Source organism: Streptomyces smyrnaeus (assembly GCF_017676345.1).
Classification (GTDB): Bacteria; Actinomycetota; Actinomycetes; order Streptomycetales; family Streptomycetaceae; genus Streptomyces; species Streptomyces smyrnaeus.
On the sequence record NZ_JAFFZM010000013.1, the window covers coordinates 69486 to 89395 of the forward strand.

Annotated in this window: 21 protein-coding genes and 1 pseudogene; 11 read left to right on the forward strand and 11 right to left on the reverse strand. The window is 69.6% G+C overall.

What is annotated here, in order from left to right:
• Positions 1–149: 149 nt before the first annotated feature.
• Both JW613_RS21325 and JW613_RS21330 read left to right on the forward strand, forming a co-directional pair.
• Positions 150–821, forward strand: coding sequence for a papain-like cysteine protease family protein (locus JW613_RS21325; protein WP_209212458.1), 672 nt, complete (start codon positions 150–152; stop codon positions 819–821).
• Positions 822–825: 4 nt separating this feature from the next.
• Entirely contained in the window at positions 826–1701 is an 876-nt protein-coding gene (locus JW613_RS21330) for a hypothetical protein (RefSeq protein ID WP_209212459.1), read from the forward strand.
• Positions 1702–2668: 967 nt separating this feature from the next.
• On the opposite strand, the gene JW613_RS21335 is transcribed toward JW613_RS21330, so the two are convergent.
• Entirely contained in the window at positions 2669–3265 is a 597-nt protein-coding gene (locus tag JW613_RS21335) for a TetR/AcrR family transcriptional regulator (RefSeq protein ID WP_209212460.1), read from the reverse strand.
• 110 nt (positions 3266–3375) lie between these two features.
• On the opposite strand from JW613_RS21335, the gene JW613_RS21340 reads away from it, so the two are divergent.
• Positions 3376–4638, forward strand: a complete 1263-nt coding sequence (locus JW613_RS21340; RefSeq protein ID WP_209212461.1) for an MFS transporter — start codon at positions 3376–3378, stop codon at positions 4636–4638.
• 467 nt (positions 4639–5105) lie between these two features.
• Positions 5106–5306 (forward strand): SpoIIE family protein phosphatase, encoded by a 201-nt coding sequence (locus tag JW613_RS36830; protein WP_209212577.1) that lies wholly within the window; start codon positions 5106–5108, stop codon positions 5304–5306.
• A 258-nt stretch (positions 5307–5564) separates the two neighbouring features.
• Here JW613_RS36830 and JW613_RS21350 read toward each other — a convergent pair whose 3' ends face one another.
• From JW613_RS21350 to JW613_RS21370, 5 genes are all read right to left on the reverse strand, one after another.
• A complete protein-coding gene (locus tag JW613_RS21350) occupies positions 5565–5891 on the reverse strand; it encodes a DUF1048 domain-containing protein (RefSeq protein WP_209212462.1) in 327 nt (108 codons plus the stop codon).
• A gap of 1 nt (position 5892) precedes the next feature.
• Positions 5893–6249, reverse strand: coding sequence for a DUF1048 domain-containing protein (locus JW613_RS21355; protein ID WP_209212463.1), 357 nt, complete (start codon positions 6247–6249; stop codon positions 5893–5895).
• The gene (locus JW613_RS21360; protein ID WP_209212464.1) at positions 6246–6572 is read right to left on the reverse strand and encodes a PadR family transcriptional regulator; all 327 of its coding nucleotides are present in this window, start codon (positions 6570–6572) and stop codon (positions 6246–6248) included. The genes JW613_RS21355 and JW613_RS21360 overlap by 4 nt, the downstream gene beginning before the upstream one ends.
• 945 nt (positions 6573–7517) lie before the next feature.
• Positions 7518–8126, reverse strand: coding sequence for a GNAT family N-acetyltransferase (locus JW613_RS21365; RefSeq protein WP_209212465.1), 609 nt, complete (start codon positions 8124–8126; stop codon positions 7518–7520).
• Positions 8127–8294: 168 nt separating this feature from the next.
• Complete coding sequence (locus JW613_RS21370; RefSeq protein WP_209212466.1) at positions 8295–9065, reverse strand: methyltransferase domain-containing protein; 771 nt, start codon at positions 9063–9065, stop codon at positions 8295–8297.
• Positions 9066–9093: 28 nt separating this feature from the next.
• On the opposite strand from JW613_RS21370, the gene JW613_RS21375 reads away from it, so the two are divergent.
• Positions 9094–9564: a MerR family transcriptional regulator gene (locus tag JW613_RS21375; RefSeq protein ID WP_307865980.1), complete on the forward strand. Its 471-nt coding sequence runs from the start codon at positions 9094–9096 to the stop codon at positions 9562–9564.
• A 46-nt stretch (positions 9565–9610) separates the two neighbouring features.
• Here JW613_RS21375 and JW613_RS36835 read toward each other — a convergent pair whose 3' ends face one another.
• Positions 9611–10087 (reverse strand): transposase, encoded by a 477-nt coding sequence (locus tag JW613_RS36835; protein WP_372447975.1) that lies wholly within the window; start codon positions 10085–10087, stop codon positions 9611–9613.
• On the reverse strand, positions 9978–10634 hold the full coding sequence (locus tag JW613_RS21385) for a TetR/AcrR family transcriptional regulator (protein ID WP_209212467.1): 657 nt from the start codon (positions 10632–10634) through the stop codon (positions 9978–9980). The genes JW613_RS36835 and JW613_RS21385 overlap by 110 nt, the downstream gene beginning before the upstream one ends.
• Before the next feature lie 82 nt (positions 10635–10716).
• On the opposite strand from JW613_RS21385, the gene JW613_RS21390 reads away from it, so the two are divergent.
• Together JW613_RS21390 and JW613_RS36840 are read left to right on the forward strand one after the other, a co-directional pair.
• Positions 10717–11124 carry a RidA family protein gene (locus JW613_RS21390; RefSeq protein ID WP_209212468.1) on the forward strand — a complete coding sequence of 136 codons (408 nt, stop codon included), beginning with the start codon at positions 10717–10719 and terminating at the stop codon, positions 11122–11124.
• An 18-nt stretch (positions 11125–11142) separates the two neighbouring features.
• Positions 11143–11256: pseudogene (locus JW613_RS36840) on the forward strand (transposase); the annotation flags it as partial.
• A gap of 382 nt (positions 11257–11638) precedes the next feature.
• Here JW613_RS36840 and JW613_RS35895 read toward each other — a convergent pair.
• Complete coding sequence (locus JW613_RS35895; protein WP_245226063.1) at positions 11639–11971, reverse strand: hypothetical protein; 333 nt, start codon at positions 11969–11971, stop codon at positions 11639–11641.
• 573 nt (positions 11972–12544) lie between these two features.
• Between JW613_RS35895 and JW613_RS21400 the strand changes: the two genes are divergently transcribed.
• Entirely contained in the window at positions 12545–12994 is a 450-nt protein-coding gene (locus JW613_RS21400; protein WP_209212470.1) for a hypothetical protein, read from the forward strand.
• 19 nt (positions 12995–13013) lie between these two features.
• Positions 13014–14279, forward strand: a complete 1266-nt coding sequence (locus JW613_RS21405; RefSeq protein WP_209212471.1) for a DUF6973 domain-containing protein — start codon at positions 13014–13016, stop codon at positions 14277–14279.
• A 345-nt stretch (positions 14280–14624) separates the two neighbouring features.
• Here JW613_RS21405 and JW613_RS21410 read toward each other — a convergent pair whose 3' ends face one another.
• Positions 14625–15074, reverse strand: a complete 450-nt coding sequence (locus tag JW613_RS21410) for a GNAT family N-acetyltransferase (RefSeq protein ID WP_209212472.1) — start codon at positions 15072–15074, stop codon at positions 14625–14627.
• A 140-nt stretch (positions 15075–15214) separates the two neighbouring features.
• On the opposite strand from JW613_RS21410, the gene JW613_RS21415 reads away from it, so the two are divergent.
• Complete coding sequence (locus tag JW613_RS21415) at positions 15215–15409, forward strand: hypothetical protein (protein WP_209212473.1); 195 nt, start codon at positions 15215–15217, stop codon at positions 15407–15409.
• Between the two features lie 287 nt (positions 15410–15696).
• Here JW613_RS21415 and JW613_RS21420 read toward each other — a convergent pair whose 3' ends face one another.
• Positions 15697–18543: a helix-turn-helix transcriptional regulator gene (locus JW613_RS21420; RefSeq protein ID WP_307865981.1), complete on the reverse strand. Its 2847-nt coding sequence runs from the start codon at positions 18541–18543 to the stop codon at positions 15697–15699.
• Between the two features lie 371 nt (positions 18544–18914).
• Between JW613_RS21420 and JW613_RS21425 the strand changes: the two genes are divergently transcribed.
• On the forward strand, positions 18915–19910 hold the full coding sequence (locus tag JW613_RS21425) for an MBL fold metallo-hydrolase (protein ID WP_245226064.1): 996 nt from the start codon (positions 18915–18917) through the stop codon (positions 19908–19910).

The window sequence follows — 19910 nt, forward strand, 5'->3', positions numbered from 1 at the left end:
GCCGGGCCGTTCACATACGCGCCCCCGCTGTTCACAGCTCGTTCCCGTGCCGTATTGAAGCGTGTTGACCAGGCACCGACAACTCACGATGCTCAACGGCAGCATCCGGATGCGCTCCTCCACCCCCTTCGTTCCCTGGGAGGATCGCCATGTCCCCACTGACTCTCCGCCGTCGCGCCGACGGCGACCGGCCGCGCGACGGCGTCGGCCGTACCCGGCGCAGACGTCTCGCACTGGTCGCCGCCACAGCGGCAGCCCTGCTCGCCCTGCCCACCGCGGTCGCCACGGCGGCGGCTCCTGGCGGCTCGGCACCGACGACGACCGATCCAGCACGCACACTCGCCGCCAAGCGGCTCGACATCACCATGCAGGCGCAGCAGATGAGCAACTGGTGCTGGGCGGCCGGAGGCAACACCATCGCCGACTACGCGGGCGAGAACTACAGCCAGAACGCCTTCTGCAACGCCGCCTTCGGCCGTAGCCAGGGCAGCTCCTGCCCCAACAGCCAGGCGACACTGGGCCATGTGCAGAACGCCCTCGACTGGATGGGCATCAACCCCGGTTCGTACGTCTCAGGATGGCTGCGCTACAGCACGGTGCAGAACGAGATCAATGCGAACCGCCCCATCGAGACGCGCATCCTGTGGAGCTCGGGCGGCGGCCACATGCACGTCCTGTACGGCTACGACACCAGCAGGAGCTGGGTGTACTGGGGCGACCCCTGGCCGTCGAACAGTCGCTACAACTGGGCGTCGCACAACTGGTACATCGACAACAACGAGTTCTCGTGGACCCACTCGCTCTACCGGATCGGAGCGTGAGGTCATGACGAAGGCCTTCTCCGCGCGGCGTACCTCCCTGCGCTCGGCCGCGAGCGCGGGAGCCCTGACCGTCGCGCTCCTGGGACTCGCCCCGCACGCGCACGCCGACACCGCCGCCGAACCCCCGGCACCGCCGCAGGGAGCGGCGAACGCCGCTCACAAGGCGGCGTCCGACGAGGCGACACTCGACGCCCTCGCGCGCTTCTTCGCCCGCGACGGTGCCGTGACCGCCGCGAGGGCGGAGCCACGTATCGAGGGTGAGACGGTGCCGGTCTACGCCCTTTCGGCGGACTTCGTGGCCGCGCCCTCCGCCGCGCGGGCCACCGCACGGCCGGTGGCAGAGCTGAAGTCGTTCGCCACCACGGCCATCTCGTCCGACGGGCAGCGAGCCTCCCTCATGTCCGCGCGAACCGCACGCGGCTGGCAGGTCGTCAACATCGCCACCGGTGACGACGAGACACGCTACGCCGCCAAGGGCGCTGCCAAGGCCGCCGGCGGCACAGTTTTCGAAGAGCCGCAGATCGATGCCTGGTACGTACTGGACGGGACACGTGTGCTGCCCCTCGACCCCGACGCGCGCAAGGCGGTAGGCGCTGAGGGGACGAGCCTGAGCGCCTACCACGCGCGGGTGCACGAGACGTACGGCGACAAGCTGCCGGGCTCCGGCTACGACAAGAAGGGCCTGGCGGGAGGCTTCGGCCCGCAGAAGGAGAAACAGGAGGTGACACAGGAGGAGAACGCAGTGCCCACGGCATCGGGCAGCGGCGAACAGCCGCCCACCGACGCGCTCGGCCTGGTCGCGGTGAGCGCGGCGGGCATCGCGGTGGCAGCCGGCGGCACATGGCTGGTGCGGCGCCGCACACGCCCACGGCACGGCTGACCGACTGCTGCACACCGGGGCCGGGCCGAGCGGTCCGGCCCCGTTCCGCTGCCCGCACCGATCGCCCGATCGGCCCATCGGGGGGTCGGTGCGTCTGCCCACCGTCGGGCCTTCCCCTCTCCGTACGGTCCCGCAGACGGCAGGTGTCGCCGACGGGCTGTGCCGGATGGCCGAACTCGACGACCGCAGGCTGAATCGCTGCTACGAGCGTGCGGAGCCTTGATCCCGATGCCCGTAGGCCGGTGCTCTCAACAGTTCGTTGAGCTCGGCCTCGGCGTCGTCGTACCCGGCGTCACGAATCCCGTTGCAACTCCTGCACGTAGCCCGCCAGCCCCTGGCTCGTGGCATCGGTGGGAGCTGTCGCCTCGGCAGCGCAGCCCACGATCGGAGTGACACGGCGCGGGTGGCTGACCCTCAACCATCAGATGCAGATTCTCGCGTTGGTCATGGTCACCGCGCTGATCGCTGTGTTTGTCGCCTTGCGTGAGCGGCAGCAGCGGGAGATGACCCAGGTGCGTTCGGTCTCCGAGGCCGTGCAGCGGGTGTTGCTGCGTCCGCGTTTGGGGCTGCTGCGTGTTGCTTCGGTCCATCTGGCGGCCGAAGCCGAAGCGCAGGTCGGCGGTGACTTGTTTGCCGCCGCCCGCACGCAGGGGCGGACCGGGACGGCGTCCGACTTGGCCGATTGCGAGTGGGTCGCCCTGGCACTCGGTTCGGCACCCCGCCCCGGCCCCGGCACCCCGCGAACCTTCGCGCGCAGCCGGTCGTGCGATTCATCGACCAGCCCGGATCGGCCAGCGGCGGAGGAAGGCATGCGCCCGGTCCCAGGGCGGGAAGTCGGCCGACATGGCACGCCACTTCACGCCGCTGACGCGCTCCGTCTCCTCGGGGGGTTCACGAACGGTTCTGGCCAGCGGGTTCTCGACGCTTTGAAGATCGTTTCCCAACCCGACCAAGATCGCGTCCCGCGTCACCGTTTTCCCCGGGCCGGCTGGGGACGCGTGGCCGGCGCTTCGGCGGCCGGGGCGGATGCGAGCAGCATCGCCGCCATCTCCTTCGCCCGCCGTGCGGGCTCGGCGGAGCGCTCGCGCAGGGCCGTGACGGTCGCGCCGTCGAGCAGCAGGATGAACCGCTCGGCGAGCGCGGCGGGTTCCGGGTGCCCCGCCGAGGCGAGGAGTTCTTCGAGGTAGGCGGTGACAGAGCGTTTGTGTTCGGCGGCTACCCGGTGGGCCGGGCTGGTGGCGTCGGTGATCTCCACCATGGCGTTGATGGAGGCGCAGCCGCGGAAGTCCTCGGTGGCGAAGCTCTCCGCCAGCGCGTCGAACACGGCCAGCGGCGAGCCTCCCCGGTCGGCCACCGCCTGCGCCAACCAGCTCCGCCAGCGCTCGTCGTAGCCGCGCAGCATGGTCACGACGAGGTCGTCCTTGCTGTCGAAGTGTCGGTAGAACGAGGCGCGGCCGACGCCTGATTCGGCCAGCAGCCGCTCCACTCCGACCGCGCGGATGCCCTCCGCATAGAAGAGCTTCTCCGCGGCCTCGACCAGGCGTTCCCGGGCTTTCGTCGGCATGGGGCCGAGAGTACCCGGCATTGGCCAGAAACGGAAACGTTCGGTACCGTCCTGGGATTCGGAACCGGTCGGTTCCGTCTTGAGTCATTGACCAGGGAGCGAGAAGAAGCATGCCCACCGAGTCCACAGAGCCTCCAGAGTCCACGGAACTGTCACCGACCGGTGGCGCTGCGGCACAACCGCCGACGCAGGCAGCCCCCGGCACCGGCCGCTGGGGGGTGCTCGCACTGGCCGTCGGCGTCTTCGTGGTCGGCACCGGGGAGTTCGTCCTGGCGGGGTTGCTGCCCATGCTCAGTGCGTCACTGGACATCTCCATGGCCGTGGCCGGTCAGGTGATCACGGTGTTCGCCCTCTCCTGCGCGGTGGCGGCTCCGGTGCTCACCACCCTCACGGCGAGGTGGCCACGACGCCGTGTGCTGCTGCTCGCCGTGCTCACGTACCTCGTCGGAAGCTTGGGTACGGCGCTGGCTCCGTCGTACACCGTGGTCCTCGCGGCGCAGATCGTGGCGGCCACCGGGGTCGGGGTCTTCGTGCCGACCGCATCTGTCACCGCCGCCGCGCTGGTGCCGCCCGAACGCAGCGGCCGGGCGATCGCCACCACCGTCACGGGGTTCACCGCCGCCGTCACGCTCGGGGCGCCGCTCGGCACCATGCTGGGAGAACTGCTCGGCTGGCGGGCCACCCTGTGGTTCGCCGCCGTGCTCGCCGCCCTCGGCATGCTCGGAATACGGGCACTGCTGCCCCGTGACCTCTCCGTTCCCGCGCCTACGGGACTGCGGCAGCGGCTGCGGCCCCTCACCCAGGGACGGATCCTCGCCACATTGGGCACGACCCTTGTCGGCTTCACCGCCGTCTACATTCCGTACACCTACATCGGAGCGGTGTTCGAGCCGGCGACGTCCGGCGACGGCATCCGCCTGTCCGTCCTGATGTTCGCACTCGGAGTCATCGGCACGGCTGGGAACCTCGCCGCCGGTGCCCTCGCCGACCGGATCGGCAGCCGACGCGTGGTCGCGGCAGCGCTGGCATGGTTGACCGTCAGCCTGCTCGTTCTCCCGCTCACCACCTCGAACTTCGCGGCAGCAATCGCGCTGATCCTCTGCTACGGCGTCGCGGCCTTCGCGATCACGACCCCCCAGCAGCACCGCCTGCTCGCCCTCGAGCCTGGCTCCGCCTCGGTGCTGGTCTCCCTCAACCAGGCCATCCTGTACCTGGCCATCGCCCTGTCCGGAGCCGTCGGTGGCATCGGGATCGCCTGGGTCGGTACCAACAACCTCAGTCTCATCGCCGCCGTGCTCGCCGCCCTGGCCCTCGGTCTGTCCCAACTGGCCCACCAACTGGCAACCCGGTCAACCACCCCGACTCCCAGCTGACGACGCCGGACCTCCCTGCCCCCAGCAGGTCTTCACGTCTGCGGTAGCCCGGCCTACCTGCGGCCTGGCCATCCCGAACAAGCACTTGGCGGCACGCCAACCACGGTGCCGACCAACCAGATCCGCGAGGCAGGGGCAGGCGCGGCTCCCTCGATCGGGGGTAACGTTGAGTTCAGGCAGCCCGTCTTTCCGCGGAACGGCGGCGTGGTTTCACGGTTCGGAACGGTAGCCGTGGAGCCGTGGTGCTTCCCCTGGGCCAGCTGGCTGTGGGAAGCCCGGTCACTGCCGAACGTGGCTGCCAGGCGGCTGGTGTTGTTGTGAGCCGCCTGCGGTGCCTCCCGCGCCAACGGGAGGCACCGCTCTGTGCCCGAGGTCCGCTCCCGCCGTGCGCCCAGTACGAGTCCCAGGGCAAGTAGACGTTTCGGCGATGAGAGACAGCGCCATACCCCGCTGCTGCTCTCGCATGGCTGCTCCCCGCCCATGAAGCCCGTCTGCAGCGCGGCGACCGCGTCCTGCTCTGCACCGACGGCGTCACCGAGGGCCGGAAACCCTCAGGGGAACGATCGGCAGTGAACGCTTCAGCGACTTCCGTCTGCGGGCCATCGCCGCGGACGAGATCCCGGCCGATCCTGGCCGCCGGCCCGGATCCGCTGTTCGTATCGGCGTAAGGCACCCCGTCCGCGGGGATAGGTGACCGCGACCCCAAAGGGCCTGCCCCAGCAGGTCCCCCACGCTGGGGCTGATCGGGGTGTTGTGAAGGAGCTTCCGCTGGGTCTGCGGGGCCTGAATGCCGGCTCCGCCGAGACATTCTACCGGCGCGGCCTGCTGGAAGCCGCCGGCCGACCGGCCCGCGGCGGCTCGCGCTGCGCCGAGGCGGACGAACCGCGTGTGCGGGCTGTGCGCGCTGGTATGAGGCGACGGGTGGGTTACTGCTCGGCCGTTCCGGATTCCCGGTTGATGGACTCCTGGTAGACGTCCGCATAGGTGCGTGAGTCCTTGACCAGGTCGTCGCAGAATGCGGCGACGTCCGTGCCGATGAGTTCCAGGACGCCCTTGCCCGCGGCGGCGCCTTCCTCGAAGAAGTCGACGATTCCGGGGAGCAGGGGCCCGTCAGGCAGGTCGATCGGTCCGACCTTGAACAGGTACTTCTGCATCTCCTTGTAGACGATCTGGTAGTCCGGCGGGAGCGCCTTGACCCGGGCCAGGTGCGCCCGCCACTGCTTCTTGCCTTCGACGATGTCCTGGATGCTCACGTCAGCCTCCCAGCCGGCTCAGCTTCTTTGCGACATTCCTGTTCAGCTGCTCGCGCCACCGGTCGCGATAGGTGCGAGCTCCTTGGCCACCGGCCAGCGCCGCGCAGAAGCCTGGGATGTCGTCGCCGAGTACCTCATGGACGCTCTGCCCGTCGGCCGCTGCTACTTCTAGAAGCCCCAGGGCGGCGTCGAGGATCGGCAACAGGTTGCGGCCGGTGAAGTCCCCATAGGGGAAGAGGTGGGCGATGATCTGTCCCCACGCCGCCCGGTAGTCGTCCGGCAGTGCCTCGGCCCGGGCTTCGAACGCCTTCCATTCCCGGGTGAGATCGCTGCCTGTGATCTTCTCCCAGAAGTTCATCTCCCGCCCTCCTTGAGCTTGTCGATGCGTGATGAGACGTACTGCCATTTCGCCCAGAACTTCGCGAGTTCCTCGCGTCCGGCGTCGTTGAGCGCGTAGAACTTGCGCGGTGGACCCACCCCGGATGGTCGTTTCGTCACCTGGACGAGTTTGTTCCTCTCCAGCCTCAGCAAGATGGTGTACACCGTCCCCTCGGTGACGTCGGCGAAGCCAATCTCGTGCAACCGACGGGTGATGGCGTACCCGTAGGTCTCCTCGCCGCCGATGATTTCGAGCACGCACCCTTCGAGCGTGCCTTTCAGCATCTCCGTCAGGTCGTCCATCGCGAGTCCTCCTCGGCCTCAACGGCCCCCACACCGGTACCTCGTAGCACCGAGTACCACTATACGGTATCACCGAGTAGTGGACGTCAGTGATCGGCGAACACGGACACGCACTCAAGCGCTCTCCGGATGAGTTGAAAGCTCACGCCCTTGAGCGCGGTCGGCAGGTGAAGCAGGGGCACGCCTGCACCGATCGTCCCGGTGCGACTGACCCCATGGCTCGGCCGGGCTGAACCACGGCGCGCCACCAGATCCGTGCCGGCTACGCGACGGAGTCCTGGCGCTCACCTAGCTCGGCTATCACCCTGCACCGGTACGAGTACGAGCGGCAGCAGTGACGACCCGAATCACCCCTCGCACACGTCGTTCCGAGGTCACAGAAAGCTGACGCAGCGGAAGCCGGTGTCGTTGTCGAGCATCGTGGCGTCGGCCGCGTTGCGCAACGCAGGTGCGGCTGGACGGGCTTGTACGGGCTGACGCCGGGCTGTTAGCGCGAGGCAGGTGCCGTGGTGGCTATGCCCGCCTCGGCGACGTCGCATTTTGCTGCCCGCCGGTGCGTCGCCCCGAGGGGAGATGTGCCCTTGAGAGCCTGGCCGACGGCAGCACACTCACCGAAGTCGCGCTGAGACTCAACCTTCTGGACAACCCGGCGGTGAGCTACCTGCGGTATGGCCAAGCCGCCGGCCTTCGACCGCGAGGTCTACAAGGTCAAACCTGGCTGTGGTGTCTCAGGACGTCGGTTCCGCGAAGTCCTTGAACATGAGCTGCTGCGGGCACGTCTCGAGTGTTTCCGAGCCCTGATTGAGGCTGACGCGGTAGCAGCTGTCTTTGGTTGCTCGGCTGATCGGCGGTCGGCCTTCGAGGGCGGCGCGCGGCCGCTCGGGGTGGTGGCAGTACGGGTCGCCCGCGAGGGCCCGGTGGCGCTCTCACTTGGACGCCCTGGCTTCACGTTTGCGGATCCTGGTACGTAGGGCGAGGAAACGACCCGGGGGCCTGGTGGCGCCAGGTCAGTAGTGGCCCGGAGCGGTCCCTGGTGATCGGGGCGGCGTTGGTGATGTGGAAGCCGGTGGCACGGGCTACAGCCGTGCTGGCCGCGTTGTCGGGGTTGATGCGCAAGATGACCTGCTGCAGGGCCAGGGCGTGGTAGGCGTAGTCGGTCATCAGCCGTACCGCGCGGGTGGCCAGGTGCTGCCGCCGATGACGGATGCCGACGGCGTAGGCGAGTTCGGCGTACGGGCCGCCCTGCGGCGGCCCGTCGGGGCCGGCGACGAACAACAGGATCTCGCCGAGCGCGGAAGGCCCCCCGCTGGTGATGGCCAACTGGATGCTGCGGCCCTCGGCACGGCGGGTGCGGGCCTGGTCCAGGTAGGCGCGAGCGGCGGCAAGATCGAACGGGTGGTGCAGGGGTGTCCACCGGTCGAGCTGGGGTTCGTCGAACAACTCCACCATCACCGGCGCATCGGCATCGTCCCACTCCCGCAACTGCAGACCCAGGCCGGTGATGCTCACGGCGGCAGGCAGGCGGCCGTTGGCAGCACGTGCGCGATCGGTCATCCGTGTTCTCCTTCTTCGCGGCATGTACATGCGCCGGTGGGGTGGGGTGGTGTGGTGGGGCGGCCGAAAGGAGCAGCCGCAGGCCGTCAAGGCCGTCAGGGTCGGCGAGGACGGTAGAGCCCTTGTGGCCGGCGGGGCGCAGGGCACCCGCAGGTGGCCGGACGGCTCTTAGGCGGAGGCGGCGGCCACGAAGAACGGAATGGCGATGAAAAGGCGGCCGCCCTCGGCGCGTCGGCGCTGCTCGATGAGCCACTCGTCGGCCTGATCACGGTCGACGGCGCCGCTCATGCAGGCCGGCTCGGCGAGCCTGGTGAGCAGCGACAGCATCGCGGGGTCGGTGAACACGATGGTGTGCACCTCGACGGTGACATCGTCGAAGCCGCTGTCCAGGAGCAGGTTGCGGTACTGGCGGCCGGCGCGGGGCGTGCCCAGGAGGTCGGCGCGGGCATGCACGATCGTGCGGGTGAGCGCCGCGTCGTCCGAGTCGATCATGATGGCGTCCCAGTCCTGCCCGACCAGGACTGCCCTGCCGCCCGGGGCAAGGACGCGCCGGGCTTCGGCCATCGCGCGCCCTGGTTCCCGAAGCACATGGAACACCTTGTCGGCGCGGTAGCCGCGCACGCTTCCGTCGGCGAACGGCAGATTCTCGGCTCCCGCCTCCCGGAACTCGGTCGCCGCCCACCGTTCCCGGGCCGCGGTCAGCATCACCGGGTCGGGGTCCACACCCACCGCGTGGATGCCGCGTTCGGCCAGCTCGGCGACGGCGCGTCCGGCGCCGCAGCCGATGTCCACGACAGTCGAGCCCGGGACGAGAGACAGCAGTTCGTAGGAGCGGGCCCGCAGCCGGGTGGCGCTGGGCAGCTGGTCCGCCGCGTCGAGGACGGCCAGCAGGGACTGGGTGTCGCGGTGCTCTTCCACCGCTTCCTGGTTTCTGGACATGGACGTCAGGCTGCGACTTAATGTCGGCGTGAAGTCAAGCGAAGACAACGGCGCCGCCGGGATGAGCATCGGCGCTCTTGCGGCACGGTTCGGCCTGGCCACTCATGTCCTGCGGCATTGGGAGTCGATGGGCCTGCTGCACCCCCATCGGGACGCGGGCGGGCGCCGCCGCTACGGTGCCGACGACCTCACCCGCGTGGCGACAATCCTCATCTCCAAGGAGGCCGGCCTCGGCCTGGACATCATCAGGAGCCTGTCCGCCACCGTCGACCGCACCACCCGGCACAAGATCCTGCATCCCGAGGCCGAGAAGCTCCGATCCAGAATCGCGGCGGCCCAGGTCTCGTTGGAGCTCATCGAGGGCGGCCTGAACTGCGCGCACGAGGACATCACCCAGTGCCCGAACTACCAGCGGCTCATCGCCGAGCGGGTCGGCCCCCGAGTGCCGGCGCACGGGCGGGCGCAAGACGGGAACCCGCCTGCTGCGCGGGCTGATTGAGCACAGATCGGCCGACGAGCCAATGATCACCGCTGTGGCGCCAACCTCATGAGAAGGCACACCCAGCGCCCGACAGGTGCTCGGGGCTGGCGGCGTGCTGGAGGTGTGGCTGGTCGGCGCTCGCGCCTTCGACCGGGTGCTGGGAGAGCAGCGGGGGCGTGGTGCGCTCGTGCGCCCGGTCAGGGGTGCGGTACAGCGGCGGGGCGAGCGGCTCCGGCCCGGTGGCTGCGGCCGTGTTCCTGCCTCTGGCTGGTACTCCGTCGTCCCATTCATCCGATTCGTCGCCGCCAGTACGGCTGCAGTTCGGCGGCTGGGAGGACGGCCGCTTGCCCAAGGCCCCGCAGTGCTGTCGGATCACTCCGGCCGAAGCGGTGCCGCACTTGGGGAACGACACGTTCTCGACGCCCCACACCTCAGGCCGGATCGCCTCGCACAACCGCTCGGCGGTCCGCCACCGCACCGGGTGGCCGGCCCCAGCCCTGCTCGACCGACTGGCGGCATCGGGCGGGTTCGTCTCCTGCACTGGTGAACAGTGCGGTCAGCATGGGTGCGCCGTGAGCAAGGGTCTGGTGCGGCAGGGGGCCTGTGGCGACGAGTGAGGCGAGTCCGTGGCCGATGGTCCAGCTCTGTGTCGCCAGTTCCAGCGGGTCTACCTCATCACGGAAGCGCCCGCTCGCCTTGGCCCGCTCGATGGATCGGACGAGACGGTGCAGGGTTTCGTCCGCGGCGCCGGCGTCTTCGAGGTCGAAGCCTGCGTCGAACATGACGCGGTAGAGGTCGGGGTTCTCCAGGGCGTTGGCCAGGTAGGCGGCGCCCAGGGCGGCGAGGTCTCGTACCGGGTCCGCGGAGATCTTGACGGCTGCGAGTCGGGTGGCCAGGCGTGTGAAGCCTTCTTGTCGCAGTGCCTTCCAGAGGCCGTCCATGCCGCCGAAGTAGGTGTAGACGGCCATCGTCGATACGCCGGTTCCGGCGACGAGGGTGCGCAGTGTGACCGGTTGCCTCGTCCGCAGCATCTGTGCGGCCCGGTCGAGCAGCAGGGAGCGGACCGCTGGGTCTTTCGTCCTCGCCATGGCTCCACAATACATAGCAACGCTATGCTTTGATGGGTGCCGAGATCTTGCTGCTCCATCTGCCACGAGGAAGAGGTCGCTCATGTCTGTGACGCTGCTCAACCCCGAGGGATTGCCGAAGCCCGAGGTCTACCGGCAGCTGTCGGTAGCCACCGGTTCGAAGCTGGTGTTCCTCGCGGGGCAGGTCGCCCGCGACGCCGACGGCCGCCCTGTGGGCCAAGGGGACTTCGCCGCGCAGGTCGAGCAGTGCTACCTCAACATCAGCACCGCTCTGGCCGCGATCGGCAGCTCCTTCGATGACGTGGCGAAGCTGACCGTCTACGTCGTCGACTGGAGCTCCGAGAAGATGCCGCTGCTGGGTCAGGGCGTGAGCCGGGCGGCAGCGAAACTGGGGATCGACCCGGTCAAGCCGATCACCCTGCTGGGCGTCGCGGCGCTGGGGGAACCGGACCTGCTGGTCGAGGTCGAAGCCACCGCGGTCATCGAATAGCCGTAGCACTGCGAGCAGGTGGCCAACGGGACCATCCACCATCTGGGCACCGGGGCGCAGTCGCGGGAACTGCCCGAACGCTTCGGCCCATGGCAGACCATCCACAAGCGGCACTTGCTGTGGTCGGCGGAAGGAACCTGGAGAGCTCCTGAGGTACGTCCAGTCCGCCGCCGATGCCGAAGCCAGCATCGACTGGTACATCGACGTCGACTCCACCAGCACGCGCGCTCACCAGCACGCCACCGTCCGAGTGATGGCTCGGACCTTGATCTCGGTCTCTCCTCACTTCCGGTGCACGTCGACACACCCCCGTCGTCCATGGGGTACCGCAGGACCTCGACGTGGCACCGCAAGGCCTCGGGGCCATCCCAGCATGCGCGGTGGCCCACCGACGGTGGAGAGACGCGCGCCCGGCACCGGCGTCGTCAGCTCCCTGTCCTTCGTCGGTGGGCCACCGCTCACGCCTGCTTCCAAGAAGCCTCTCCTGTAAGACAGGCCGTGCACATCCGGTGTCTCAGCTGCTGCGGATCTGCCGCGGCTGCGCGGCCGGTCCGCTCCGGTGGCGCAGCCGTCGTCGCACGTGTATGGCGCCGCCCAGTACGGCGGTACCGGCCCCCCACGCCATCAGTTGCTTGGCTCCGCTCCACCGGGCAGTGCGGGCGTGTTCGCACACGGGCGTGAGATGGGGGTCCCCTGAGGGGGTCTTGAGTGTGCGGGGGGAGAGGAGGGATCCGCACTCTTCCCGCACCGTCGCAGTCGGATCGGCGGGATCCGCGTTCGCACGGAAGGGCACCAGCACCACGACGACCGAGGTCATGAGCAGCAACACCGGGATGGACCACAGCACGAGGTTCACTGTCAGTCTCTTCCACCGGTGCGCTGTTCGTCCTGCTCCGGTTGCTGCGGCCTTGGTCATTGCCCGTGTTCCTCCCCGCCGAGTGCTTCCCGCGCCCGGATGCACGGTGCGCGCCTGTCTCATGCCCGCAGTCGGTTCCCTGACGGCTCACCTCGTCGGCGATGCGACAGACGGTCGGTGCGGCAGGCTCCCGTCATGCGCCTGGCACGCTCGCGCTCAGCGTAGCCACCGACGCTCCTCGTCAACGGCCCGGCTCTGCGCGTTCGCTCGGCGCCCCGGCACGTTTGCGACCGTGACAGGTCTCCGGCTCTCGCGCATGGTCCGATTCTCAGGGCCTCTCAGGGCCTCTTCGGGCCTCTTCGTGTCAGGGATTCGGAGGCGCAATGATGCGGATTGATGCTGCTGGGGCAGCAGGTGCACGTGTGCTGTGCTCGACCGGTGCGGGGATACCATGCCCACGTCACGGAACGTCACGAATGGTGAGAGCTGGGGAGCGCGTTGGACTCGTTCAAGGCGGAGTGGGGTGCGCTGGTTTCGCGGGCGCAGGAGGGGCACGATTCGCGGATGCGGCTCGACTCCGCAGCTCCGGAGGGCGGCGGGAGCACCGGTCCGGGTGGTGCCGATCGGCTGGCCTCGGACCCTGCGGCGAAGAAGGCTTCGGCGAAGTATGTCGACGAGGAACTGCTGCCGCAGCTGCGCAGTGCGGGCCGCATGGCCGGGCAGCCGTCCGAAGGCTCCCAGCCGGGGATGTTGGGCAGCGAGCGCGCTCAACCCGGCGGCACGATGCATACCTGGGAGGCCTGGGAGGGCGTCGAACACGTGTTGCGACAGTGGGGCAAGCAGGTCCGCAACCTCGAACAGCGCCTCCAAGGCGAGCGGGACGCACTGCGCGGAGTGCGGGTGCTCCTGCAGTCGAGGGACGGTCTCGTGCACAACTCCATCTTGACCGGCACGGACCCCTACCAGCCCACTCTTCCCGGCAACGAACCCACCGGCCTGCGCCCGGCCCGGTAGGGGCAGAAGGGTCCGGGCGATGACGCTCACCTTCCGCGACATCATGTCCGCCGACGCGACCGAACTGGAGAATGCCGCGGCGGCCTTCCGGCGCATGGGCAAACGCTTCGGTGAGCTGCGCACCGACTACGACGCCCGCGTGCGAGGCCAGGTCGCCAGAAGCTCCTGGGAGGGCCTCGCGAGAGTGGGCTACGACGAGGTGGCGCGTGTCTCCTCGGGCCAGTTCGGCGATGCCAAGCACCAGGCGCAGAACATCGCCACCTTGCTGACCAAGGCGTACGACGACCTGGTGGACAGGAAGCGGACCCTCGGCAGGCGGGTGAAGGCCGCTGAGGAGGACAGGATGAGTGTGGACGGCGACGGCCGGGTCACGCTCGACACCACCAAACTCAGCGAGGGCGAACGCCTGGCCAGAGGGCACGACAACACCTTCGCCGAGGCCCTCGACGAAGAGGTCGCGAAATGGCAGTCCCGTATCGACGCGGCCGTCGAAGCCGTCAACGACACGGACGCCGCGATCAAGAAGACCCTCATCGCGGCCGTTGAGCCACCCGATAGCCGCGCGGCCGGAGCACACGGGTTCAACCCCGAGAAGGTCGAGTACACGCCCCCGGGAACCCGGCAGGACCTGGACCGGATCCTCCGCGACTATCAGGTCGACCCGGACGCGGGCGGCTTGGTCGAGTATCCCCGCAACTGGGTCCTGCACGCAGGCGCCCTGGTCCTGGAGATGAACGAGAGTGTCACGGCTCAGGAGGCGGACATGCTCGACGGTCTGGGCCTCAGCGGGTTGAAGGACTTCAAAGAGGTGAAGGGCAAAGCGTTCGACGCCGCCGACGACCGGTTCGCGCCCGACATACGAAACGGCAATCCGGACCGGAACGACAACCACAACGACGCTTTCCGCCACACCTACTGGAACGCGCTGATGACGAAGAAGTACGGCGCCCAGTGGACCGAGAAGTACGCCACCACCCACGAGGCCCGGCCCGGTAACCAGCCCGAGCGCGAAGCCATGGACCTCTACAACAACGAAATCGGCAGACGCATCGCCCAGGACCACCCCGACGCGAGCGAAGAAGAGCTCGCCGACCTGGTGGAGAAGGCCGTGCGAGACGGCGAAACGGTCGTGGTCGACCACGGCGGAGGCCGTCTCACGTTCAGCGACCGGATCAGCTCCCGCGAGACCGGCGAGCCGAAGCTCCAGCCCCCGGAGCGAGGACAACCCGGCAAGTCCAGCAGCCTGGGCGGCGGCTCGGCAGTCGGAGAAGACAGCGGAAGCTGAGCAACTGACCCGGCGCCCGCAGCGAACCCGCTCGGGCGGTCGGGCTCACCGGCCGTACGGATACGCCGCAGCTCGGAACCACTCGACATGTGCCCGCAGCAGCTCGTCCTGGCGACGCCGCAGCCAGGCGAGCGACGGCGAGAGCCGCGGCGCGCGCGCCGGCCGTCCGCCGAGGTTCGACCCCCAGGACCACAAGGCAGGGCATACGGTCGAGTGCTGCATCAAGCACCTCAAGAGGTACCGCGCCATGGCCACGAGGACGACAAGCCCGCTGTCCGCTGCGAAGCGACCGTCCTCGTAGCGGCCATCAACGAGTGGCTGTGATCTCCGGGCGGCAGCGCCTCGTCAGACGGTGGTGAACCGCAGTTCCGGGCGTTCCCACGCAACCTTCGGAGGCGATGGGGCGATCGTCCCCACCCGCTCGGCGCCCAGACGCCGGTAGAACTCCTCGGCCGGGGGGTGGGAGACCACACGGACGTCAGTCAGGCCGACCTGTCTGGCCTGGTCGATCATGTGCTCGATGAGGAGTCGGCCGATGCCCGTTCCCTGCGCGCTGTCCGCCACGAAGGCCAGGTCCAACTCCGGTGGCTCCACCAGCAGGGCGTAGAAGCCCAGCAGTCGCCCGACCGCATCGACGGCCACGAAAACCCGGTGCCGGGCAATGTAGTCGGCGGTGACTCGGTAGCCGGAGATGATCGAGGCGTACTCCCCCCGGTAGGCGCTGGAATCGTGGATCAGTGTGGTGAGGTGCTCTGCATCGGATGCGACTGCGCGCCTGATCGTCATGGACTGCATCCGTCGCAGTATAGGAGCGAATACCTGCAGAGCCTATTACCTGTTCGGCTCTGATCGACTTCCGGTACACGCCCAAGTGCGCTGACTTCAGGCGCTGCCTGCAGGTCAGCGCGCTCCCAAGGGTGAGGCAGGGTTCGTGGATGTCGTCGCGTATCGAGGCGGCAGCTTCCCTCGGCTACGACACCCCGTACTACGGGGCCTGGCCCACCCTTGTTCGGCCAACGGTCGCCCATCGGGCGCGCGAATGGTCCACCCGCCTGGGAATGGTGGCTGCCGGCCTGGGGGTCTGTCTGCTGCCGGGTATGGCGGTCTCTCCTCCGCCCCAGTCGGCGTGAGAATCGTCCGGGTCGAGGACCGCCACTGGCAGGGACGTGCGACCATCGCCGTGACCAGCGAACAGCGTTCGGCGGAAACCGACGCGGCTGTAGCAGCCCTGAGACAACAGGCGCTTGACCTGCGTTGAGCCTTTCCCGGCAGTGCGTCTCCCGAGTGGAGACAGCTGCGGTGACGGCGTCATCGCTTCGGGTTGCTCCGCGGTCTGCGGCCGAGTACTCACACCCACACCGAACGGCAGAATCACCCGACCGGTCACGCCCGACCAGGACAGCTCAACAGGATCGTGTTACGAGCCCTCAGGAGCGGACAGTGGTGGACGCTGCCGACCAGTCTCGGCGTCGGCGCCCGACACGGTGCCCTCGACCACGTCCCGGAGCTGCGCCCGTGAGGTGATGCCCAGCTTGGGGAACGCCCGGTACAGGTGCGAGCTGACCGTGCGCGGTGACAGATAGAGCTTCTCGGCCACCTCACGGTTGGTCAGGCCGAGCGCCGCGAGCCGCACGATCTGCTGTTGCTGCGGGGTGAGAGCGGCCAAGGCGTCCGGTGCCGCCGTTCCGCTTCGGGTTCCGGCGGCCCTGAGTTCGGACTGCGCCCGCGCCACCCAGGGCTGCGCGGCCAGCTGACGGAAGACGGCCTCGGCTTCGATCAGCGGAGGACGAGCATCGGCGATCCTGCGCCGGCGGCGCAGCCACTCCCCGTACGCCAGCAGCGCCTGGGCGCGCTCGAAGGGCCGGCGGCCGAGCACCGGGGTCTCCAGCGCCGCGGTGAAGTGCCGCTCGGCCTCGTCGGCGGGGGCGAGCACTGCCCGGCTCAGCCGGACCAGTGCGGTCCTGCGCGGTGCGAGCAGGCCCGCGTCCGCCAAGGACTCCTCCACTCCGTCCACGATGCGGGTGGCCTCCTGCTGACGGCCCTCACGCGCGGCGGAAGCCGCCAGCTCGGGCAGCACCGGGTAGGAGAGGTGGTAGTGGGCGGGATGGCCCTGGTCGTCGAAGACCGCCCGATAGTGGCGGTACGCGGTCTCATGGTCGCCCTCCGCGGTGGCGGCGGTACCCAGCGCGCGATGGGCGAGTGCGAGGACGGAACGGCTCTCCCGGGGATCGACGAGCGACAGGGCGTACCGAGCGCGGGAGCGGGCCCCGGCCAGGTCACCGCGCAGGGCGCGCAGCAGCGCTTCGGTCGCGGCGGCACAGGCCGAGGCATGGTCCAGGCCGGCACGGGACGCGACGGCCGCAAGTTCGGTGCACGCGGTCTGAGCGCGGGCCCACCGGCCCTGTTCCAGGTAGGCGAGGGCAGCGACCCCGCCGAGACCGTCCGGCAGCGGCCCGTGGGACGTCCACGAGGCGAAGGCGTCGTCGAAGGTACGGGCGGCCAGCTCCGTCTCGTCCAGCAGCCAGGCCGCGACGGCGAGCAGGGTCAGCGTCTCCGGCTCCTCCCGCGCCCGCGCTGCCAGGGCGGGCAGCCGCAGGGCGAGATGCGGCTCGGCGGCTTCAGGGCGCGCGACGCTCCCGACCCAGCCCGCCAGGAGCTTCTCCCGCTCGCCGTACACGTGGCCGGGGTGCGCCGAGGTGCGGGTCAGCAGGCGTTCGATCTCGTGCAGCTGGGTCACATCACCGGAGTAGAAGCGGACCACAGCGGCGGCGGCCAGGGCCTCCAGCGCCGGCCCGGGAGCCCGGTCCGCCAGCGCGGCGGCGGAACGCATCAGCTGACCGAAGGCGGCGCTGTGCGAGGTGGTCAGCGCCATGAGCCGACCGACCTGGAGCGCCGCGTACGCCGCTGCCGTCGGGTCGTCGGTGCCGGCGCGGGTGCGGGCGGCCAGCCGTTCGACCAGGTCGAGCCGGCCGGTCAGGACCGCCGTCCTGGTCGCGGCGCCCAGGAGCCGGGTGCTCTGGCCCCGGTCGGGGTGCAGGTCCGCGGCCCTTTCCAGCATGTGCGCGGCTGCCGCGAAGCCGCTGCGGTGCCGGGCCCGGTCCGCGCTGTCCTCCAGCACGGCCGACACCCGCGCGCTCACGCCGACGGTGGCGGCGGCGAGGTGCCAGGCGTGCCTGTCCGGGTCCTGACCTCGGAACAGCTCGGCCAGTTCGAGGTGTGCCGCCCGCCGCTCCTCCGCTGGGGCCGCGTGATAGACCGCGAGGCGGGACAGCGGGTGGCCGTGGCGCAGCCGTCCTGCGCCGCGCCGGACGAGCCCGGCCTCCTCGGCGGGCGCCCACACCGGGTCGGCGATGTCGGGCAGCCAGGACAGCACCGCGAGAGAGGGGTCCTCGGTGTCCACGGCGGCCAGGCGCACCACCGCGCGGCGGGTCCCCTCGGGCAGGGCGGCCAGTCGGCCGGCGTAGAGCCGCTCCAGCCGGTCGGTGACCGGCAGCGGGCCGTCGGCCGCGCGGGTGGCGTCGTCGCTGTACGCGGCGGCCCGGGCCAGCTCCACCAGAGCGAGGGGGTTGCCCTCGGCCTGGCCGAGAACGCGTACCCGGGTGAGCCCGGTCGGCACCTGTGGCTGGAGGTCCAGCAGCCGCTCCGCCGCGCCACGGCCCAGCGGCTCCAGGGTGACGGCCGGCTCCCGTGCGACCAGGCCGCGTAGCGCGCTGTCCCGCGTGGCGACCAGGAGCGTCACCGGTTCGTCGGCCAGGCGCCGGGCGGCGAAGGAGAGGGCGTCCACAGAAGCGCTGTCGGCCCACTGGGCGTCGTCCACGACCAACAGCAGCGGCTGTTCGGCGGCCCGGTCCGACAGCATGGTCAGCACCGCGATCCCGATGAGCATCGGATCCGGCGCCTCGCCCCGCTCCGTGAGGCCGAAAGCGGTGTGCAGGGCCTCGCGCTGCCGCGGGGGCAGGGCATCGATGTCCTTGCGGATCGGCCGCAGCAGCTGGTGCAGGCAGGAGAAGGCCAGGTCGGTCTCGGACGGGCTGCAGTCCGCCCTCAGCACCCGCCCGCCGTCCGCGGCGAAGCGGTCCGCGACGGCCTCCGCCAACGTGGTCTTCCCCGCCCCGGGCATGCCCACCACGGTCAGCAGCGCGTCCTTCCGCCGCGTCCCCGGGCGCGGCGGGCCCACCGCAGCGAGAAGCCTGTGCAGCTCTTCTTCCCTGACCACGGTGCGGCTGTCCCGGTCGACAGCGGTAGTCGCTGCGTGCTCGTCCACCAGTTCTCCAGACGTGGCGGGACCTTCGGCACCGGACACCTCCGGTCACCACCTCCCGGCCACCGACGCTATCAGGGCATATGCGGTACCTCCTGGGGTGCCGCCCAGGTGCGGTCACCTGACGGATGGCGCTGACGTCGATCAGCGCGTGCGGCCATGGCCCGAAGGCGGCCACCTCCGCCCGCACCCGGCGGCCACGCCCGCGCCCGGTGCACAGCGCGGCTCGGGAACTGCCCGCTCGGCGTCCCCGTAGGGGCCCCGCCCTCCCACTCCTGCCCGACAAATGCAGTCAGGTGTCCGATACCCCCGCAGCACCCCCGCTCGCAGGCTGGAAAACGCCCGCACTTCCCGATGGAGAACAAAGGAGAACCATGTCCGCGCTCACCTCCCCCGAAGCCCGGTCCGAGTCCCACCCAGTCGAGTCCGACCGAGCCGAGTCCGAACCTGGAGCCGGGACGCCGACGGTCAGCACCGTCGAACTCGGTGATGTGCAGATCCACCGCGTCATCGAGTATTCCGACACCACTCCGATGACGACCGATGTCTTCTTCCCCGACAGCAAGCCGGAGGAATGGCAGCGCCACGCGGAGCTGCTGGCGCCCCACCACTGGGACCCGGAGACCGACCTCACCCGTGCTGCCACCCAGTCCTGGGTGCTGCGCAGCGAAGGCAAGATCATCTTGATCGACACGGGCGCGGGCAATGGCAAGTACCGTCCCCTCCAGCCGATCTGGTCCTACCTGAGCACCGACTACCTGGCGAACCTCGCCGCTGTCGGTATACGCCCCGAAGACGTCGACATCGTCGTCAACACCCACCTGCACGACGATCACGTCGGCTGGAACACCCGGCTCGAAGGCCGTGACTGGGTCCCCACTTTCCCCAACGCCACCTACCTGATGCCGCATCGCGACTTCGAGTACTGGAAACCCGAGAACCTCCACAACACCGTGTTCGGACGGGGAAACCAGAACGTCTACGAGGACAGCATCGACCCGGTCATCGAGGCCGGACTGGTGAAGACCTGGGACGAGTCGTACACCATCGACGCGAATCTCCGTCTGGAGCTGACGCCCGGCCACACGCCGGGTGCGTCGATCGTCCACCTGGAGTCCGCGGGGGACCGCGCGATCTTCGCCGGTGACCTGCTGCACGGTGCGATCCAGGTGCACGAGCCGCACATCAACAGCTGCTTCGAAGAGGATGAGGACGGCGCCCGCGCCAGCCGTGCGCGCATGTTCGCGTACGCCGCCGACAACAGCACTCTCGTGCTCCCGGCCCACCTTCCCGGCCACGGTGCCTTCGAGCTGCGCCGTAAGGGGTCCGGTTTCCAGCTGACCGACTGGGCGCCGTTCTCCCTCACCTGA

Bases quoted from the DNA above. Each gene is read 5' to 3' on its own strand.
- JW613_RS21365 (WP_209212465.1), bottom strand. From the start codon at position 8,126: ATGACCGATCGCGCACGTGCTGCCAACGGCCGCCTGCCTGCCGCCGTG.
- JW613_RS21355 (WP_209212463.1), bottom strand. From the start codon at position 6,249: ATGAACTTCTGGGAGAAGATCACAGGCAGCGATCTCACCCGGGAATGG.
- JW613_RS21390 (WP_209212468.1), top strand. From the start codon at position 10,717: ATGTCTGTGACGCTGCTCAACCCCGAGGGATTGCCGAAGCCCGAGGTC.
- JW613_RS21330 (WP_209212459.1), top strand. From the start codon at position 826: ATGACGAAGGCCTTCTCCGCGCGGCGTACCTCCCTGCGCTCGGCCGCG.
- JW613_RS21360 (WP_209212464.1), bottom strand. From the start codon at position 6,572: ATGGACGACCTGACGGAGATGCTGAAAGGCACGCTCGAAGGGTGCGTG.
- JW613_RS21370 (WP_209212466.1), bottom strand. From the start codon at position 9,065: ATGTCCAGAAACCAGGAAGCGGTGGAAGAGCACCGCGACACCCAGTCC.
- JW613_RS21405 (WP_209212471.1), top strand. From the start codon at position 13,014: ATGACGCTCACCTTCCGCGACATCATGTCCGCCGACGCGACCGAACTG.
- JW613_RS21425 (WP_245226064.1), top strand. From the start codon at position 18,915: ATGTCCGCGCTCACCTCCCCCGAAGCCCGGTCCGAGTCCCACCCAGTC.
- JW613_RS21410 (WP_209212472.1), bottom strand. From the start codon at position 15,074: ATGCAGTCCATGACGATCAGGCGCGCAGTCGCATCCGATGCAGAGCAC.
- JW613_RS21325 (WP_209212458.1), top strand. From the start codon at position 150: ATGTCCCCACTGACTCTCCGCCGTCGCGCCGACGGCGACCGGCCGCGC.
- JW613_RS21335 (WP_209212460.1), bottom strand. From the start codon at position 3,265: ATGCCGACGAAAGCCCGGGAACGCCTGGTCGAGGCCGCGGAGAAGCTC.
- JW613_RS21340 (WP_209212461.1), top strand. From the start codon at position 3,376: ATGCCCACCGAGTCCACAGAGCCTCCAGAGTCCACGGAACTGTCACCG.
- JW613_RS21400 (WP_209212470.1), top strand. From the start codon at position 12,545: ATGCGGCTCGACTCCGCAGCTCCGGAGGGCGGCGGGAGCACCGGTCCG.
- JW613_RS21385 (WP_209212467.1), bottom strand. From the start codon at position 10,634: ATGGCGAGGACGAAAGACCCAGCGGTCCGCTCCCTGCTGCTCGACCGG.
- JW613_RS21415 (WP_209212473.1), top strand. From the start codon at position 15,215: ATGTCGTCGCGTATCGAGGCGGCAGCTTCCCTCGGCTACGACACCCCG.